The organism is Allosphingosinicella sp. (assembly GCF_036570505.1).
GTDB lineage: Bacteria > Pseudomonadota > Alphaproteobacteria > Sphingomonadales > Sphingomonadaceae > Allosphingosinicella.
In genome coordinates, this window is the sequence record NZ_DATCYB010000029.1 from 1 (window position 1) to 16516 (window position 16516).

A 16516-nucleotide genomic window follows, 5' to 3' on the forward strand; every position below is an offset into this window, starting at 1 on the left:
GGCCACCCCGAATTCGCCGATCTCGATCCGCCGCTGGACGTCGAGGCGGCCGTCGTGATCGGCAACGGCAATGTCGCGCTCGACGTGGCGCGTATCCTGTCGAAGACGCCGGCCGAATTCATCGGCTCCGACATCGTCGGCCACGCCTTCGAGGCACTGGGCAATTCGGCGATCCGCGACATCCATGTGCTCGGGCGACGCGGTCCCCACCAGATCGCGATGACGCCCAAGGAGCTGGGCGAGCTTGGCCATCTCGAAGCCGCCGCGCCGCATGTCGACATCGCGGATTTCCCGCCCGAAGGCGACGACGCGCTGCTCGAGCCTGGCATGCGAAAGTCGGTTACTTACCTTCGCGAATTCGCTGCAGCGAACGCCCGCAAATCGAAGACCATCGATTTCGACTTCTTCGCCATGCCCGTCGCCATCGAGGGCGACGGCAAGGTCGAGCGTGTGATCGTCGAGAAGACGCGGCTGACGGACGATCTCCGCTCGGTCGGCACGGGCGAGACCTATGCGATCGACTGCGGCCTGGTGGTGAGCTGCATCGGCTACACGACGCCGCCGATCGAGGGCGTGCCCTACGAGCATGGCCGCGGCCGCTTCGCCAATTCGGGCGGCGTGATCGGCCAGGGACTCTATTGCGTCGGCTGGGCGCGACGGGGGCCGACCGGCACGATTGGCACCAACCGGCCCGACGGCTATGAGGTGGCCGAACGGATCAAGGCGGATCTGAGCGACGAGTCCGGCCGCAAGGAAGGGCGGCCCGGGCTCGACGCGCTTCTCGAAAGCCGCGGCGTCGACATCGTCACCTTCCGCGACTGGCAGAAGATCGAGGCGGCCGAAGTCGCCCGGGCGCGAGAGGGCAGCCCCCGCGAAAAATTCACCGCCATCGCCGACCTGCTGGGCGCGCGAGGGTCGGCATAAGCCCGCTTGCGCTCGCCACCGCCGCTCCCTATAGACCCGCCACCTGTCTCCCGGTTGGCTTCGGCCAGACGCACCGGTCGGGGAGTAGCTCAGCCTGGTAGAGCACTGTCTTCGGGAGGCAGGGGCCGGAGGTTCGAATCCTCTCTCCCCGACCATTTTCGCCTGGGCTTCATGAACTCAAGAGGGCGTACTTCTTGTCCTTTTCGGCATGGGCGGCATCCTCGGCCAGAAGCCGGCGAGACCGCACGATGAGGTCGACCCAATCGACGAACGCCGTGGCGAGATTCAGGACCAGTTCCTTCAAGGGTCCATCGCGCAAACATCCATCGGCGTCGAACTTGTCGTCCGTGACATGGCTAAGATAGGCCTCGGGCTGCTGCATCACCGGCATGTTCAAAAAGACGCAGGACTGGCGCAACTGGTGATTGGCGCCGAATCCACCGATGCTCCCCGGCGAAGCACTGATGATCGCCGCCGGCTTCTTGTCCCAGACGCTCTTGCCGTAAGGCCGTGACCCGACATCGATGGCGTTCTTCAGGACGCCCGGAACGCCGCGATTATATTCGGGCGTGCAGAACAAGATGCCGTCGGCGGCCGCGATCCGCTCGCGAAAGCGCCCATATTCTTCGGGCGGGTCCGCATCATAGTCCTGGCTGTAAAGCGGCAGATTGCCGATCTCGACAATGCCGCTGTCGAGCGTTTCCGATGCGAATGCGCAAATCGAGCGCGCGACCTTGCGGTTGATGCTGTCCCTGCGAAGGCTGCCGACGACGATGGCGGTCTTGTGCCTGGTCATGGTGGGTGTCCTTTCGAGCCGCACCCCTTCCAATGACCGCTGCCGGAAAAAGTTGCGGCGACGTTCCGCACATCGCCTCGGCGCGACAACATCGGCCCCGGGAATACCAACCGCAGGCGCGGCGACAGGCGCGGAGAAAGGAGATTCAGCTATCGCCTTGTCCCGCCGGGCTGACGCTGGTCCTGGCCGGCGGCGGCGGACCCGACCCCACGATGGTCCGCCGCCAGCCGCTTTCCAATATGTCGCCTCACCTGATAAGGCTAAGGCACCTCATGAGGGAGCGGCCGTGAAGCGCGAGCGACCGGTAATCGGATGGCGCGAATGGGTGGAGCTCCCGGAGCTGCTCGGCCTGCCGATCAAGGCCAAGATCGACAGCGGCGCCCGCACCTCCTCGATCCACAGCTTCGGCACCCGGCGCTTCCATGACGGCGGCGCGCCCTGGGTCGAATTCCTGCTCCATCCGATCCAGCGCCATGCCAGGCCCGAAATCGTCGCCGTCGCGCCGATCAAGGACGAGCGCTGGGTCACGAGCTCCAATGGCGAGTCGGAAAAGCGGATCGTGATCGAGACGATGGCACGGCTCGGCGCGACCGACTGGCCGATCGAATTGACGCTCGCCTCGCGCGACGTGATGGGCTTTCGCATGCTGCTGGGCCGCGAGGCGATTCGGCGGCGTTTCCTCATCGACCCCGGCCGCTCCTTCCGCCAGTCGGAGCGTCATCCGACCGTCATCGAAAGCCTGGAACAAGCGTCCTTATGAAGATCGCCCTGCTCTGCCGGAGCCCGCACCTTTATTCCCACCAGCGCATCATCGACGCGGCGCGGGCGCGGGGACACGAGATCGACACGATCGACCATCTTCGCTGCACCATCGACATCGCCTCACACCGGCCCAAGGTCCATTATCAGGGCCGCGTCCTCAGCGGCTATGACGCCGTCATTCCCCGCATCGGCGCTTCGGTCACCTTCTTCGGCACCGCGGTGGTGCGTCAGTTCGAGATGATGCGGGTCTATTGCGTCAACGAATCGGTGGCGATCGCCCGCTCGCGCGACAAGCTGCGCAGCCTGCAATTGCTGTCGCGCAAGGGCATCGGCCTTCCGATCACGGTCTTCGCGCACAAGACTTCCAACCCGGAGGATATCGTCAAGCTCGCCGGCGGCGCGCCGGTGGTGATCAAGCTCTTGGAGGGGACGCAGGGCATCGGCGTCGTGCTCGGCGAAACGCCCAAGGCCGCCGAAAGCATCATTCAGGCGTTCGGCGGCGTGAACACCAACATCCTCGTCCAGGAATATATCGAGGAGGCCAATGGCGAGGACATCCGCTGCCTCGTCGTCGGCGACAAGGTCGTTGCCTCGATGATGCGGCGTGGGCGCGAGGGCGATTTCCGCTCCAATCTTCATCGGGGCGGTTCGGCGAAGGCGATCAAGATCACGCCGCAGGAGCGGGCGACGGCGATCGGCGCGGCCAGGGCGATGGGGCTCAATGTGTGCGGCGTCGACATGCTGCGGTCGAACCACGGGCCGGTGGTGATGGAGGTGAACTCCTCGCCAGGCCTCGAGGGTGTCGAGGGGGCGACGGGGGTCGACGTCGCCGGCAAGATCATCCAGTTTGTCGAAACAAGTGCGGTGCCGGGAAAGACGAAAACCAAGGGAAAGGGCTGATTTGGCGCGGGGGGCCTTCACGATTGGCGAGGATGAGGTCGCGCCGGGCGAACGGCGCCTCATAAGCCTGCCGATGAGCGCCTTGGCCAACCGCACGCCTATGGCGCTGCCCGTCTCGGTCATCCATGGCAAGCGCGACGGGCCGACCCTGTTCGTCAGCGCTGCCCTGCACGGCGACGAGCTGACCGGCGTCGCCATCTGCCGGCGCCTGCTCGCCTCGAAGGCGTTGGCGGTGACCCGCGGCACTCTGCTGATGGTGCCGATCGTCAACGCCTTCGGCTTCATCGGCCACAGCCGCTACCTGCCCGACCGCCGCGATCTCAACCGCAGCTTCCCCGGCAGCCCCAAAGGGTCGCTGGCGGCGCAGCTCGCTTATATCTTCCTCAACGAGGTGGTCGCGCGGAGTGATTGCGGCATTGACCTCCACAGTGCCGCGATCCATCGCTGCAACCTGCCGCAGATCCGGGTCGACAGCCATGACGAGGAAGCGCTCCGGCTCGCCCAGGCGTTCGGGGCGCCGATCATCGTCCACAGCACGCCGCACGAAAGTTCGCTTAGACGCACGGCCCATGAAAAAGGGGTGCCGGTCATCGTGTATGAAGGCGGCGAAGGCCTCAGGGTGGACGAACTGTCGGTCAGCGTCGGCGTACGCGGCGTGCTGCATGTGATGGGGCATCTCGGCATGATCCGGAAGCGCGGCGGCAAGAGGCGCGCGCCGGCGTTGTCGACCAGCAGCCGCTGGGTCCGCGCCGAGGAGAGCGGCATCTTCCGCCCGTTCAAGGGCATCGGCGATCATGTCGACGCCGGGGAACGGATAGGCGTCGTCGCCGACCCTTATGGCGAAAGCGAGACGGACGTGGTCGCGAGCCTCGCCGGCATCGTCATCGGCCGCGCCAACATACCGGCCGTCAACCAGGGCGACGCGCTGTTCCACATCGCCAGGGTCGAGAACGCCCCGCAGCTCGGCGCCCATTACGAGCGCCTGAATCGCGAGCTCGATACCGAACGACTGCTCGACGAGGACGAGATACGTTAGGCCGCCTTCGCGTCAGGTCCCTTTCGTCCGCGTGGGAACTGGCGCATTGCAGAGATCGACGCCGCCCGCCGGGACATCGAAGAAGTCGCCGCCGCGATTGGCTCGGCCCGTGATGTAGGCGCCGAACGCATCGCTGTCCGAACGCATCACTTCGTAGGTCGGCCGCTGCCCCTCGGGAAGATCGGCGGCAAGCGTGACGCGGGCGATCGGGATGTGCTGGGCCTCCTCCTTGTAGAAGCCGAGCGCCTCGGTGCCGCGCGGACGGGCGGTCATATGCTCGATGCCCGAAAGGACACGGCCGACGGTGGCGATGTTGCGGTCGAGATGACGCGGCGCATGGCCGATGACGGCATAAAGTTCGCCGCCAGTGCCGGTATCCGGCGAGAGGTCGCGGCCGACGCCGACCATGCCGTAGCAATGGGCGAGCCAGGCGCGCCCGCCGGCCGGCTCGTAGCCGATAGGCCAGCCGCCGGCATGGCCCGCCATCGGCGCATAGCTATCGGGAAAGCCGAGCGGCCGGACCGCGAGACCTTCGAGCGCGCGGTGATATTCGGCGGGGGGCGCCTTGACGACGCCCTCGGGCAACGGACGGTCGCTTTCATTGACGCCCCATTGCACGACATAATTGTCCTGGACCCGGTAGATGGCGGCGCCGTTCCACCAGCCGGCGCGGGCGAGCGCGCGGATGTTGGCGACATGGGCCGGCGCGAATTCCGGCGCGAGCTCGATCGCCACGCGGCCGCCATCGGCCAGGTCCATGAGGAGGAGATTTTCCGGCGCCACTTCGCGCCAGGCCGCGTCGGGAGCGGCCTCGATCGTCTCCGATGGTTCGACCGCATCGTCGACCGGTGCGGGCTGCCATGTCGCTTGATCCGCCACTTCCTCATGGCGCGTTCCGGTTTCGGGCTGGTTGCACGAGGCGATGAGGCTGGCGGCGACGGCCACCGCGGCCAATGGCATGAAACGCATGTGAAGCTCCCTGTTCGCAAGGTCGCATAAGTCCCGCGTCGCGCGGCAGCGTCAAGGGCGGACACGTCCTTATGCGTGATTGCCTAGCGCCGACACGGCGGTTAAGAGGTGCTGCTTCGCCGGGGCTTGAGGATGGGGCATGGCAGACGAAGCGCCTCTCGTGGGTATCATCATGGGCAGCCAGTCCGACTGGGAGACGATGCGCCATGCCGCCGAGAGCCTCGACGCGCTGGGCGTCGCCTATGAGACGCGGATCGTCTCCGCCCACCGCACACCCGACCGGCTCTCGGCCTATGCCAAGCAAGCCGCCGGCCGCGGCCTCAAGGTGATCATCGCGGGCGCGGGCGGGGCGGCGCATCTGCCTGGAATGACCGCGTCGATGACACGCCTGCCGGTGCTCGGCGTGCCGGTGGAATCGAAGGCTCTGTCGGGCATGGACAGCCTCCTCTCCATCGTCCAGATGCCGGCCGGCATTCCGGTCGGAACGCTCGCTATCGGCAAGGCCGGCGCAGCCAATGCCGGGCTGATGGCGGCGGCGATCCTCGCGACCGCCGACGACGCCCTGGCCGAAAGGCTGGAGGCCTGGCGCCGGCGCCAGACGGACGGCATCGCCGACAGGCCTGAATGACACTTGCAACCGGCTCCACCATCGGGATCGTCGGCGGCGGCCAGCTCGGGCGCATGCTCGCCGTGGCCGCGGCGCAACTCGGCTACAAATGCCATATATATGCACCCGACAAAGCTCCCCCTGCCGCCGAAGTCGCGGCATATTTCAGCCGGAGCGCCTTCGACGATGAGGCCGCCCTCGCCCGCTTCGGCGGTGAAGTCGACGTCGCCACGTACGAGTTCGAGAATATCGCGGCCGGGCCGCTCTCCGCCCTCGCCGATCATGCTCCGCTCTATCCGCCCCGGGCCGCGCTGGAGATCGCCCAGGACCGGCTGAGCGAGAAGGATTTCATCACCCGCCTCGGCGGGCGTCCTGCGCCTTATGCGGCCGTATCGACGCCCGATGAGCTCGACGCGGCGGTCGCCCGGATTGGCGCGCCCGCGATCCTCAAAACGCGGCGCTTTGGCTACGACGGCAAGGGCCAGGCGCGGATCATGGACACGGCCGACATCGGCGCCGCCTGGGAGGCGGTGAAGGGCGCGCCGTGCGTACTCGAAGGCTTCATCCGCTTCGATGCCGAATTCTCCATTCTGCTCTGCCGCGCGCCTTCGGGCGAGACGGCGCTCTGGGACGCGCCGGAAAATGTCCACGCCCATGGCATATTGGACCATTCGAGCGTCCCCGCGGCGCCCGCGCTTCGGCCGGCGATCGCGGAAGCGCAGGCGCTCGCCCGCAAAGTCGCCGACGCGCTCGATTATGTCGGTGTCCTGACGATGGAATTCTTCGCCACGGCGGAAGGCGCTGTCTTCAACGAGATGGCGCCGCGGGTCCATAATAGCGGCCACTGGTCGATCGAGGGCGCGCTTACCTCCCAGTTCGAGAATCACGTTCGCGCGATCTGCGGCCTGCCGCTCGGCGCCACCGATCTGGTTGTCCCCGAAGTCACGATGCAAAATCTGATCGGAGAGGATGTGACGCGCTGGCGCGACATCCTCTCCGACCCGGCCGCCCATCTCCACCTTTACGGCAAGCGCCAGGCGCGCCCCGGCCGCAAGATGGGCCACGTCACCCGTCTGATTGGTCCGCGCTAGCGCTGATCCGCTGAGGCCGTCGGGACTATTCCAGCGCCATCGTTTCCACGGCCAGACCCAGCGCCTCGAGCTGAGGCCGGACTTGGGCCGCGTCGCCGACCACCACCCAGACGAGATCCTCTGGCCGGATCACCGCGCGTGCGGCCTTGTCGAGATCGGCCGCGCTCATCGCGCGATAACGGCTGGCCAACGTCTCCTGATAATTGTCAGGCCGATCGAAGAGGGCATTTCCCTGCATCGCGCCAAGCACGTCGCCCGACGTCTCGTAGCTTCCGGGGAGCTCTCGGATGTTGCCGTTGATCGTCCGCGACAGCTCGTCAGCGGTCACGCCCTTGGACGTCAGGAACGTCTTCATCAGCTCCTGGAGCGCTGCGATGGACGGCCCGGTCTTGTCGGCCTGAACGGGCGCATAGACGATATAGGGCACCCGATGCTCGACCCGGTTGACGATGCCCTGGACGCCGTAGGCCCAGCCCTTGGTCTCGCGCAGATCGTAATTAAGGCGCGACAGGAAGCTTCCGCCGAGCACGTCATTGGCGGCGAGCAAGGTCGCCAGCTCGTCGGTGCCCTCGACCGAAAGGATTGTCCCGGCCAGGATCAGCGACTGCGGCGATTGCGGACGGTCGACCAGGACGATGCGGGGCTGGGGCGGCGGTATAGCCTCGTCGAACGTCTTCGCACCCTTGGCCATGGCGGGCGGAGTCCAGTTGCCGAAATTCGCTTCGAGTAGCGGCGTGATCTCCGCCAGCGTGGTATCGCCGACGACGAAGATTTCGGCATTGTCCGGGCGGATCCACTGCTGATGGGCGGCGACGATGTCCTCGCGCGTCAAGGCGCTGACTGCCTTGGCATGGCCCGAGCCGGTGAAGGGCGTCCCATAGGGGTGCTGCTCGCCATAAAGGAGCGGTGGCAGCGTTCGGAGCGCGATGCCCGTCGGCTGGGTCAACTCGCTGGCGATCCCGGCCAGCTGCTGCGCGCGAAGGCGCTCGATCTCGCTCGGCGCGAAGGCGGGGTTCTTGATGATGTCCGCCATCAGGTCGAGCGAGGCGGCGAGATTGGGCTCAAGCGCCGATAGCGTCACTGTCGTCCGGTCGAGCGAGGGATCGATGTCGATGCCCGCGCCCAGCCGCTCCCGCGCCTCGGCGAGCTCGCGCGAATCCATGGTGGCGGTCCCTTCGTCGAGCAGCGACGCCATCAGATTCTGCAAACCCGCCTTGCCGGCCGGATCGGCTGCGTAGCCGGCGTCGAACTCCATCGCGACGAGCACGACGGGAACGGCGGCGCGGCGCGCGAAGGCGACGTTGATGCCGTTGGAAAGCGTCGTCCGCTCGACATCGGGGAAATCGAGGTCGGCGATCGGCCCCACCTCGGGAAGCTTGGAGCGATCGACCTGGACGTAACTCTGCGGCTTCGGCGCCAGCGGCTGTTCGTTGGGCCCTGGCGCACGATAATAGCGGGGCCGCTGCGTGACGCCGCCCGACTTCGATGCGGTCGCCTCCTGATAGGGATCGCGTTCGCCCGGCACGACGCGGAGCGCATAGACCGGGCGGGTCAGCCATTTCTGAAGGGCCGCCTGAACGCTGGCCGGAGTCACCTCGGCATAGCCCGCCAGCTGTTTCTTGTAGAAGCCGGGATCGTTGGCATAGAGCGCGCCCTCGGCGAGAGCCACGGCCTTGCCGCCGAAGCCGCCGACCTGCTCCAGCCCCTTGATGCGGTTCGCGACCACGCTGGTTACCGCGCGATCCACTTCATCCTGGCTCGGACCGTTGGCGACGAAGTCGGGGATGAGGGCATCGAGCCGCTGGGCGACCTGGTCCGCATCGACGCCGGGCTTCACATCGACTTGAACCTCGAACAGGCTGAGGCGGTGGAAGGGCTGGAGATTGGCGGAGACGCGCACCGCCGTCTGGTCCTTCCGCACGAGCTCGTTGTCGAGCCGTGAGCTGGCGAGGCCGCCGAGGATCGAAGCGCCTATGTCGAGCGGCACCATCTCCGGATCGAGCAGGCCGGGGACAACCCAGTTGCGGTAGATACGCGTGGTCGCGACCCGATCTTTCATGATCTCCCCCACGGGCGCGCCGAGCGTCGGCACCGCGGCCGCGGCCGGGACATTCTCGGGCCCGCGCGGAATGTCGCCGAAATACTTCTCGACGAGAGGCCGCGCTTCGGCACCGTCGATGTCGCCGGCGAGGACGAGGACGGCGTTGTTGGGGCCGTAATTATCGCGGAACCACTGCTTCACATTCTCGAGGCTGGCGGCGTCGAGATCGGCCATCGATCCGATCGTCGAGTGGCGGTAGGGGTGGCCCTCCGGAAACAGCGCGTCGAGCTGCGCATATTCGACGAGACCATAAGGCTGGTTGTCGCCCTGCCGCTTTTCATTCTGCACGACGCCGCGCTGGTTATCGAGCTTCTCCTGCGTCACCGCGCCGAGGAGATGGCCCATCCGATCGCTTTCCAGGAACAGCGCCGTCTCCAGCGCCGCCCTGGGCACGGTCTGGAAATAGTTGGTGCGGTCGAACCAGGTCGTGCCGTTGAGGTCGGTAGCGCCGATCCGCTGGAGAGGCTCGAAATAGTCGCCGGGCGCATTCTCCGAGCCATTGAACATCAGATGCTCGAACAGATGCGCGAAGCCGGTCATGCCCCGCGGCTCGTCCTTCGAGCCGACATTGTACCAGATGGAAACCGCGACAATCGGCGCCTTTCGATCCTCGTGCACGACGACCCGGAGGCCATTGTCGAGGGTGAACTGCTCATAGGGAATGTCTACGGCACGAACGAGCTCGGCAATCGGTGCCGCCGCCGGCGCCTCCGGACTAGTGGTCTCCACGACGGCGGCCGGTGCCGGGTTATCGCTCGCCGCGGTGGTCGAGCAGGCCGCTAGCGCCAGAGCGGCGAAGAACGCGATCGGAAGCTTCAGGCGGCGCATCGGTTAGTCCTCTCATTCATTTCGGTGGCGACCGTAGCGATCTGATTTATTCATGCAATACGCTCTTGTGCGTCGCTGCCAAGTCGCGGACAACACACGCCACTCTTCTTTCATGGGGGATTTATGCGCCTCAAAGTTCTCGCCGCCGTGTCGGCTCTTTTCCTTTCGGCCGCGGCCATTGCCCAGCAAGGGACGGAGCCGCCCTTCACTGCGGATGCCTTCCGCGCCCATGTCGCCTTCCTGTCCGACGACCTTCTGGAAGGGCGCAATGCCGGCGAACGCGGCTACGATCTGGCCGCCCGCTATGTCGCCACCCGCTTCGCGGCGCTTGGGCTGAGCCCGGCCGCGGACGGAAGCTGGTATCAGAAGGTGCCCTTTCAGGAGAGCCGGCTCGGCGATGGACCGGCTGAACTCACCATCGGCGGCCAGGCTTTCGTCAACGGCGGCGACGTTCTGATCGAGCCGAGCGCCGACGAGGCGACCCAGGATCTGAGGGGCGAGGTCGTTTTCGTCGGCTTCGGCCTGAATGAGCCGGCGCGCGGGTTCGACGACTATGCCGGGCTGGACGTGAAGGGAAAGATCGTCGCCATGCTGAGCGGCTTTCCCAAGGGCACGCCGAGCGAGCTCGGCGCCCATCTCGCGTCCGAGAAGGCGCGCATGGCGGAAGAACGCGGCGCGATCGGCGTCATCAGCATCCCCACCCGCGCTTCGCTCAAGGCCGTGTCGTGGGAAAAGCGTAAGGATTATGCAGGCCAGCCGTCGCTGACCTGGATCGGGAAAGACGGCAAGCCCTATGACGAGGCGCCCGGCATCCGCTTAGGCGCGTCGCTCAACACCCCGGCGGCCGAGGCCTTGTTCTCTGGCGCGAAGACGTCCCTCTCGGCCGTTCTGGATCAGGCGGACAAGGAAGGTGGCAAACCCAAAGGCTTTGCGCTGAATCAACCGGTGACGTTCCAGCGCACGAGCACCAAGCGGATGCTGGAAAGCCCCAATGTCGTCGCCGTCCTGCCGGGCTCCGATCCGGCCCTGGCTGACGAATATGTGCTGCTGATGGCCCATCTCGATCATGACGGCCCCAAGGCCGAGGGCGAGGACCGCATCATGAACGGTGCCATGGACAATGCCAGCGGCATCGCCACGATGCTGGAGGTCGCCGGCGCGATGGCGACGTCGCCCGAGCGGCCGAAGCGCCCGATCCTGTTCGCTGCGGTAACTGCGGAGGAGGATGGGCTATTGGGTTCGCAATATCTCGCCAAGAATCCCGTCGTCGACGGCAAGGTGGTCGGCGTCGTCAATCTCGATATGCCGGTCCTGCTCTACGACTTCACCGACGTCGTCGCCTTCGGCGCCGAGCACTCGACCCTCGGCCCCATCGTCGAACGCGCCGCCGGCCGCATGGATGTCGCGCTCGCCGAGGATCCGATGCCGGAGCAAGGCCTATTCACCCGTTCCGACCACTACCGTTTCGTGCAGGAGGGTGTGCCGTCGGTCTTTCTGATGACTGGCTTTTCGAATGGCGGGAAGGAGAAGTTCACCCACTTCCTTTCCACGAACTACCATACCGTCAACGACGAGATCGCCCTACCTTTCGACTGGCAGGCGGGCGCCAAGTTCGCGCGGATCAACTATCTCATCGCCCGCGAGATCGCCGACGCCGACCAGGCGCCGCGCTGGTATGCGGACGATTTCTTCGGAGACACGTTCGCACCGCAAGCGAGCAAGGCGACGGCTCCGTAAGGCGCAAAACCATCATCATGTCACAGGCGGGATAGCTGGCTCGTCATGAGAGCGAGCTTCCCGCTTCGGGGAAGCGCAGATCGGAGAATGACATGACGATGAAACCCAGACTCGACCCCCTCGCTGCCGCCGCAGCCGACCTGAAGCCGATGCTGGCGCTGAGCGAAAGCGTCCACAAGAGCGGTCTCGAACCGAGCCTGATCGAACTCGTGAAGATACGGGCGTCGCAGATCAACGGCTGCGCCTATTGCATCCACATGCACACGACCGAGGCACGAAAGATGGGTGAAAGCGAAGAAGCCATCTATCTGCTCGATGCCTGGCGCGAGAGCCCGCTCTATTCCGACCGCGAGCGGGCCGCCCTGGCCTGGACCGAGGCGCTGACCCGCGTCCCCGACACCCATGCGCCCGACGAGGATTATGCCCGGCTCGACGCTCATTTCTCGGATGAGGAGAAAGTGAAGCTTACCCTCCTCATCGGCGTGATAAACACCTGGAACCGAATCGCGATCGGCTTCCGAGCGGTCCACCCGGTCGAGACGATCGAGCGCGCGGCAGCGTGAGGAGACCATGACGACGGTAGCGATCCCGGCAGGCGACAGCGCGAGTATATTCGAGGCGAATAGAAAATTTCTCCTCGGCCTCGCCTATCGAATGCTGGGATCGCTCACCGAGGCCGAGGATGTCGTGCAGGACAGCTACCTTCGCTGGCAGGCGGCGGACCGCAAGTCCGTCGCCTCGCCGCGCGCCTTCCTGTCCACCATCGCGACCCGCCTGTCACTCGACCGCCTCAAGTCGGCGCGCGCCCAAAGGGAGCAATATGTCGGCCCGTGGCTGCCCGAGCCGGTTGTGGACGAAGGCCCGGCGCCGGGCGATGCGATCGAGCTGGCCGACGACCTCAGCTACTCGATGCTGCTCGCGCTGGAACGCCTGTCGCCCTTGGAGCGCGCCGCCTTCCTGCTCCACGACGTGTTCGACCTGGACTATGGCGAGGTGGCCGAGACGCTGGAGCGCAATGAGGCGACGTGTCGGCAGCTCGCCGCCCGCGCACGAAAGAACATTCGGGCCGCGCGGCCGCGGTACCGGGCGAAGGGGGAGGAGGCCGAACGGCTCGCCACCGCCTTCCTGAAGGCTTCGCGCGAGGGGGATGCCGAAGCGCTCAAATCGCTGCTCACCGACGATGTCGAACTCCATACCGACGGCGGCGGCCTGCGCCCGGCCGCGCTCAACGTCATCACCGGCCGCGACAAGATTATCGCCTTCTTCTCCGGCTTCGCGCGCAAGGGCGGCGGCGCCCTGCCGCAAGTCCTGCATGTCGGCATGATCAACGCCGCGCCGGGCATCGTCACGCTCGAACCGGACGGCCTGCCGCAGACGACCGCGCTGGAGGTGGAGGACGGTCGGATCATGGCGATCTACGTGGTGCGCAATCCGGAAAAGCTGAGGCAATTCGGAACTTTGCGTTGACTGTGGCACTAATAGATGGGATCATAGAGATTGGCGCTGACCGGGATTTGGCGGGGAGAAACGGGGAGAGCCGGGAATATGGTCGAGCCGCTTCCAGGTGCGATGCACCGCGCTCCTGCTGGGCGTCCGCTCCTTGCCAAACTCCAAGGTGACTTCCGCGACGGCTTGGTCGATCGTCATCTGACGGTGGCGGGCAATCACCGCCTCGCGCACCGGCAGATCGTGCCAGAAGTTGGGATAGCGCTGCCGGCGAGGCCGACCCTCCCGCGACGCGGCTAGCGCCGGCACAATTCGTTCGAGCCGCGCGACCAGGCGTTCCAGCGCAGTGATGGGATCAGTAGTGGCTATGTGGTTACCCCACCCTCGTGGGCGCGCCGGCGGCGGAGCTTGAGTAGCGGGTCCTCGGGAAGATGAACTCGCCAATCCGATCCTCTGGCCACTCGTGCACTTGGTCGATCCTCGCTCCCCTGCGAGCGAGCGTGCCGACTTCGACCGCGCCACCGATACGATAAGCCGGCTTCCCAAGATGCTCGAATTGATACCGGTTGCGCTGTTTGTCGACCAGAGCGGCGCCATCCTTGTGCGGGTCGAAGGAGAGGGGATCACGCAGGTCAACCGGCCGGCCCATAATCTCGTCGGGCTCTAGCGCACCGCCGATTACAGCCTCAATCGCAAAGGGTTTGAAGACGGTATCGATCCCAGGCCAATGCGTCTCGCTGTTGCTCAGCAAGTGAAGCATCGGATGCCCCTTTCGCTTGTTCCAAGTTGCGACCATCAGCCCAGCGTCCAACCCTCGCTCCGCAGCCGAACTCTGTCGGAGAGCGTCTGCCAGGACTTCCAACAGCTCGCCGCCATTTCGCGGTCGCCCCTCCTCGATCTTCTGGAGGAGTGTGAACGGGTTCGCATTCCCCGTGAGGGCGATCAGGAACGGGAAAGCCATGCCCTTGATGAACTTTGACCCGAGCGCGACGACAGAACCGTCCTCTTTCAACCAAGCGGTGTCGGTGATGATATATGCACGCTTGCCCTGGATGCATCCGTTGAGGACCGTCATGACCGCCCTCCTGGTTTGACGTTTGCACGCCGCGTCGGCAAGCTGGACGTCGTCGCCAAGGACAGACCTAGAGCGGCACCCACGCCAGGGAGGGCAACAGTAAGGGCGACAACTCCTGCGACCGTGCCGACGGCCCTGAAGATCTTCTTACTCACCGCTGCTCCCCTTCATTCTCGGCCTAGGCTGTCACACCTTCCAGTACGACGAAGCTGGCTGGGCGCCTCACCATGAAATCGACGCGGGTCCAGCCGACGAATTCGAGCAACAGGTTGTCGGCGAAAGACTGGAGCCGGAGCGCCTCCACGCTCGCCTCCATTCGGACCCCTAGGACCAGATCGCTGAAATCGCCCATGATCACCAGGCTCTCGTTCACGCCGGCGCCCAAGTCGTTGGGGATGCTGTTGGTTGGACGGAATACCATCCGGTCGAGCGCGCGAGGCCGCATAAGCGGCTGGTTGTCGGTTGCCTTGAGGTTTTCGAGCGTGCCCCAGGTGCGGGGAGACATGATGGCGTTTTGCTCGGCGCGATCCAGCGCCACGTTTGCCTCCAGCAGGCTCTGGAGCCCAGTCACGAACGGCGAATAGTTGGCGGGCGTTCCGACTGCCGGGACGGAGCTGATACCCGCCGTGTTGGTTATACCGGTCGGTTGGTTGGCCGCTCCTGTGCCGATGAGGCCTACACGGTCAATCTCCTGGGCAAGCGCCTTTCCCATCACGTCCAGGAGCTGGCTACCGAAGTTAGGCGAGTCCTGGGCCAGTTCGGCTGTTGCCTGAACGCGCACGGCCAGGGAGTTAGCGACAAGCTGGCGCAGTTCGAAGGTAGGATCGCCGGCCGCCAACGGCGCCCCTTCGGCGCGCCAACCAACGGGCGGATCGGACACAACGCGCGCGCTGGTGGCCGTGCGGCCCGTCATCGTCGCCGTGGTCATGCCGGCCGCTTCCAGGACCATGTGGGAGCGCAGATTGTCGATCCATTCGCCCTGGAAGCTTTCGGGCAAAATAACGCCAGTGGCGCTGCCCGAAATGCTCTTGGAATCGCGTGCGTAATCGAGGGCGGCTTTATCTTCGCACCGATCGCCCAGCATCGTCGCCGCCAACCATCGGTCCAGGGGAATTTCAGGCGTCCCCTTGCACGGAATAGTATCGGCAAGCTTCGTCCCGGCAGCCAGCTCGAAAACCTCGCCGTGCCCTCCATGGTGAACCTTGACACCGGGGCGGCTCTTGAAGGAACCGCCGCCGCCTTTGGGAGCAGGAAACGGAAGCCGATTGACGCCTTTGGTGTCGGCTTTCCCCTCAAAATCCTCGACGACTTGGCCGATGGCGTTCTGTATAGCCACCATCGCATTCACATATTCACTCATTTCCCATCGTCCTTCAGTGTTTGTCCGTTGACTAGCCGTTCTCAGTTTCGCGGGGCGGTGAGTTCTTCGTTGGCCTTCCAGAGGCCACGCCGCGCGATGGCGAGCAGAGCCTTGATTGTTTCAGCGTGGCCGAAGCTGCGGGCGTGCACTTCGGCGAAATAGGCGATGGCCAGGCGCAGCATGAGCGCCGCGTCCATGCGCGGCATATCGATCGCGAGACGCTCCATCGCCTCGGCCATTGCCTGGGCGATCCGATCTCGATCGTCGCAGTCATGTTCAAGGAGGATCATCGGATCGCCCCTTGAGCGCGAAGACGCTGTTTGAGGCGCCGGACCTGGCGCTCCGTGATCCCAAGATACGTAGCCATTTCCGATATAGAGAGAGTCTCATGATGGTCTTGGACAAATCGCCGCGAAGCCCCGACTTGCTTCCCAAGAGCCTCGAGGGCCATCGGAATTTCCGCCCGTCCGCCCAGCGGTAAAATCGCGCTCACTATCGCCAGCGCGGTTTCCGCGCCCACGGTCATCACGAGCCAATTGTTCGCGTACAGCGCCCCGTTCTTCGCCAGGCGACGTGGGAGGGGGAAGTGCATTTTCCTGCCGCCATACGCCTCAGCGATGGCGAGAGCAGGCTGCCGGCCGGCAACCTCTTCGATTTCGGCAAGTAAGCCAGGCAGTTTGGCGGCGTAGGTCTTCACTTCACGGCTCCGAAGTGGACGGAGGGGGCTGGATTCCAACCACAGGAGCGAAAACCCCCTCCGTCCGGGTGCGAAATGGGCGGGCTAGGTGCCAACCCGCCTCACTTCGCCCGGGCCTCTTAACCGGGGCGTTCAAGGGTTCGCGCACCGGACCGCGTTCCGGGGCAGACGTTCAAATGAGGAGGCT

General features: G+C 65.4%; 17 protein-coding genes and 1 tRNA gene. 10 read left to right on the plus strand and 8 right to left on the minus strand.

Annotation, left to right across the window (positions count from 1 at the left end; translation table 11 throughout):
• Window positions 1-924: FAD-dependent oxidoreductase (locus VIR62_RS02120; RefSeq protein WP_431868290.1), on the plus strand; the 924-nt coding region annotated here is incomplete at its 5' end.
• 78 nt (window positions 925-1002) lie between these two features.
• Window positions 1003-1079 (plus strand) — tRNA-Pro (locus VIR62_RS02125).
• A 14-nt stretch (window positions 1080-1093) separates the two neighbouring features.
• On the opposite strand, the gene VIR62_RS02130 is transcribed toward VIR62_RS02125, so the two are convergent.
• Window positions 1094-1720 (minus strand): NADPH-dependent FMN reductase, encoded by a 627-nt coding sequence (locus tag VIR62_RS02130; protein WP_431868292.1) that lies wholly within the window; start codon window positions 1718-1720, stop codon window positions 1094-1096.
• Between the two features lie 286 nt (window positions 1721-2006).
• On the opposite strand from VIR62_RS02130, the gene VIR62_RS02135 reads away from it, so the two are divergent.
• Genes VIR62_RS02135 through VIR62_RS02145 form a run of 3 tightly spaced genes read left to right on the plus strand, consistent with a single transcriptional unit; the run spans window position 2007 to window position 4418 of the window.
• Complete coding sequence (locus VIR62_RS02135; protein WP_431868293.1) at window positions 2007-2480, plus strand: ATP-dependent zinc protease family protein; 474 nt, start codon at window positions 2007-2009, stop codon at window positions 2478-2480.
• A complete protein-coding gene (gene rimK, locus VIR62_RS02140; protein ID WP_431868294.1) occupies window positions 2477-3382 on the plus strand; it encodes a 30S ribosomal protein S6--L-glutamate ligase in 906 nt (301 codons plus the stop codon). Before VIR62_RS02135 ends, rimK begins: the two co-directional genes overlap by 4 nt.
• 1 nt (window position 3383) lies before the next feature.
• Window positions 3384-4418, plus strand: a complete 1035-nt coding sequence (locus VIR62_RS02145) for a succinylglutamate desuccinylase/aspartoacylase family protein (protein ID WP_431868296.1) — start codon at window positions 3384-3386, stop codon at window positions 4416-4418.
• A gap of 12 nt (window positions 4419-4430) precedes the next feature.
• Here the strand turns inward: VIR62_RS02145 and VIR62_RS02150 are convergent, their stop codons facing one another.
• A complete protein-coding gene (locus VIR62_RS02150; RefSeq protein WP_431868298.1) occupies window positions 4431-5387 on the minus strand; it encodes a peptidylprolyl isomerase in 957 nt (318 codons plus the stop codon).
• A 139-nt stretch (window positions 5388-5526) separates the two neighbouring features.
• On the opposite strand from VIR62_RS02150, the gene purE reads away from it, so the two are divergent.
• Window positions 5527-6015, plus strand: coding sequence for a 5-(carboxyamino)imidazole ribonucleotide mutase (purE, locus tag VIR62_RS02155; RefSeq protein WP_431868299.1), 489 nt, complete (start codon window positions 5527-5529; stop codon window positions 6013-6015).
• Window positions 6012-7085 carry a 5-(carboxyamino)imidazole ribonucleotide synthase gene (locus VIR62_RS02160; RefSeq protein WP_431868300.1) on the plus strand — a complete coding sequence of 358 codons (1074 nt, stop codon included), beginning with the start codon at window positions 6012-6014 and terminating at the stop codon, window positions 7083-7085. Before purE ends, VIR62_RS02160 begins: the two co-directional genes overlap by 4 nt.
• A gap of 25 nt (window positions 7086-7110) precedes the next feature.
• On the opposite strand, the gene VIR62_RS02165 is transcribed toward VIR62_RS02160, so the two are convergent.
• Window positions 7111-10014: a M16 family metallopeptidase gene (locus tag VIR62_RS02165; RefSeq protein ID WP_431868302.1), complete on the minus strand. Its 2904-nt coding sequence runs from the start codon at window positions 10012-10014 to the stop codon at window positions 7111-7113.
• Window positions 10015-10137: 123 nt separating this feature from the next.
• Here VIR62_RS02165 and VIR62_RS02170 point away from each other — a divergent pair, with 123 nt between their 5' ends.
• From VIR62_RS02170 to VIR62_RS02180, 3 genes are all read left to right on the plus strand, one after another.
• Window positions 10138-11751, plus strand: coding sequence for a M28 family metallopeptidase (locus tag VIR62_RS02170; RefSeq protein WP_431868303.1), 1614 nt, complete (start codon window positions 10138-10140; stop codon window positions 11749-11751).
• A 98-nt stretch (window positions 11752-11849) separates the two neighbouring features.
• A complete protein-coding gene (locus tag VIR62_RS02175; RefSeq protein ID WP_431868315.1) occupies window positions 11850-12314 on the plus strand; it encodes a carboxymuconolactone decarboxylase family protein in 465 nt (154 codons plus the stop codon).
• A 7-nt stretch (window positions 12315-12321) separates the two neighbouring features.
• On the plus strand, window positions 12322-13218 hold the full coding sequence (locus VIR62_RS02180) for a sigma-70 family RNA polymerase sigma factor (protein WP_431868305.1): 897 nt from the start codon (window positions 12322-12324) through the stop codon (window positions 13216-13218).
• A gap of 21 nt (window positions 13219-13239) precedes the next feature.
• Here VIR62_RS02180 and VIR62_RS02185 read toward each other — a convergent pair whose 3' ends face one another.
• From VIR62_RS02185 to VIR62_RS02205, 5 genes are all read right to left on the minus strand, one after another.
• The gene (locus VIR62_RS02185; RefSeq protein WP_431868307.1) at window positions 13240-13506 is read right to left on the minus strand and encodes a hypothetical protein; all 267 of its coding nucleotides are present in this window, start codon (window positions 13504-13506) and stop codon (window positions 13240-13242) included.
• Between the two features lie 64 nt (window positions 13507-13570).
• Window positions 13571-14272 carry a hypothetical protein gene (locus tag VIR62_RS02190; protein WP_431868308.1) on the minus strand — a complete coding sequence of 234 codons (702 nt, stop codon included), beginning with the start codon at window positions 14270-14272 and terminating at the stop codon, window positions 13571-13573.
• A 178-nt stretch (window positions 14273-14450) separates the two neighbouring features.
• Window positions 14451-15632 (minus strand): phage major capsid protein, encoded by a 1182-nt coding sequence (locus VIR62_RS02195; protein WP_431868310.1) that lies wholly within the window; start codon window positions 15630-15632, stop codon window positions 14451-14453.
• Between the two features lie 41 nt (window positions 15633-15673).
• On the minus strand, window positions 15674-15922 hold the full coding sequence (locus VIR62_RS02200; protein WP_431868312.1) for a hypothetical protein: 249 nt from the start codon (window positions 15920-15922) through the stop codon (window positions 15674-15676).
• Complete coding sequence (locus tag VIR62_RS02205) at window positions 15919-16329, minus strand: hypothetical protein (RefSeq protein ID WP_431868313.1); 411 nt, start codon at window positions 16327-16329, stop codon at window positions 15919-15921. Before VIR62_RS02205 ends, VIR62_RS02200 begins: the two co-directional genes overlap by 4 nt.
• Window positions 16330-16516: the final 187 nt, after the last annotated feature.

Excerpts from the sequence above, each read along its gene's own strand:
- VIR62_RS02130 (WP_431868292.1), bottom strand. The coding sequence starts at position 1,720 with ATGACCAGGCACAAGACCGCCATCGTCGTCGGCAGCCTTCGCAGGGAC.
- rimK (WP_431868294.1), top strand. The coding sequence starts at position 2,477 with ATGAAGATCGCCCTGCTCTGCCGGAGCCCGCACCTTTATTCCCACCAG.
- VIR62_RS02150 (WP_431868298.1), bottom strand. The coding sequence starts at position 5,387 with ATGCGTTTCATGCCATTGGCCGCGGTGGCCGTCGCCGCCAGCCTCATC.
- purE (WP_431868299.1), top strand. The coding sequence starts at position 5,527 with ATGGCAGACGAAGCGCCTCTCGTGGGTATCATCATGGGCAGCCAGTCC.
- VIR62_RS02160 (WP_431868300.1), top strand. The coding sequence starts at position 6,012 with ATGACACTTGCAACCGGCTCCACCATCGGGATCGTCGGCGGCGGCCAG.
- VIR62_RS02165 (WP_431868302.1), bottom strand. The coding sequence starts at position 10,014 with ATGCGCCGCCTGAAGCTTCCGATCGCGTTCTTCGCCGCTCTGGCGCTA.
- VIR62_RS02170 (WP_431868303.1), top strand. The coding sequence starts at position 10,138 with ATGCGCCTCAAAGTTCTCGCCGCCGTGTCGGCTCTTTTCCTTTCGGCC.
- VIR62_RS02175 (WP_431868315.1), top strand. The coding sequence starts at position 11,850 with ATGAAACCCAGACTCGACCCCCTCGCTGCCGCCGCAGCCGACCTGAAG.
- VIR62_RS02180 (WP_431868305.1), top strand. The coding sequence starts at position 12,322 with ATGACGACGGTAGCGATCCCGGCAGGCGACAGCGCGAGTATATTCGAG.
- VIR62_RS02190 (WP_431868308.1), bottom strand. The coding sequence starts at position 14,272 with ATGACGGTCCTCAACGGATGCATCCAGGGCAAGCGTGCATATATCATC.
- VIR62_RS02195 (WP_431868310.1), bottom strand. The coding sequence starts at position 15,632 with ATGAGTGAATATGTGAATGCGATGGTGGCTATACAGAACGCCATCGGC.
- VIR62_RS02200 (WP_431868312.1), bottom strand. The coding sequence starts at position 15,922 with ATGATCCTCCTTGAACATGACTGCGACGATCGAGATCGGATCGCCCAG.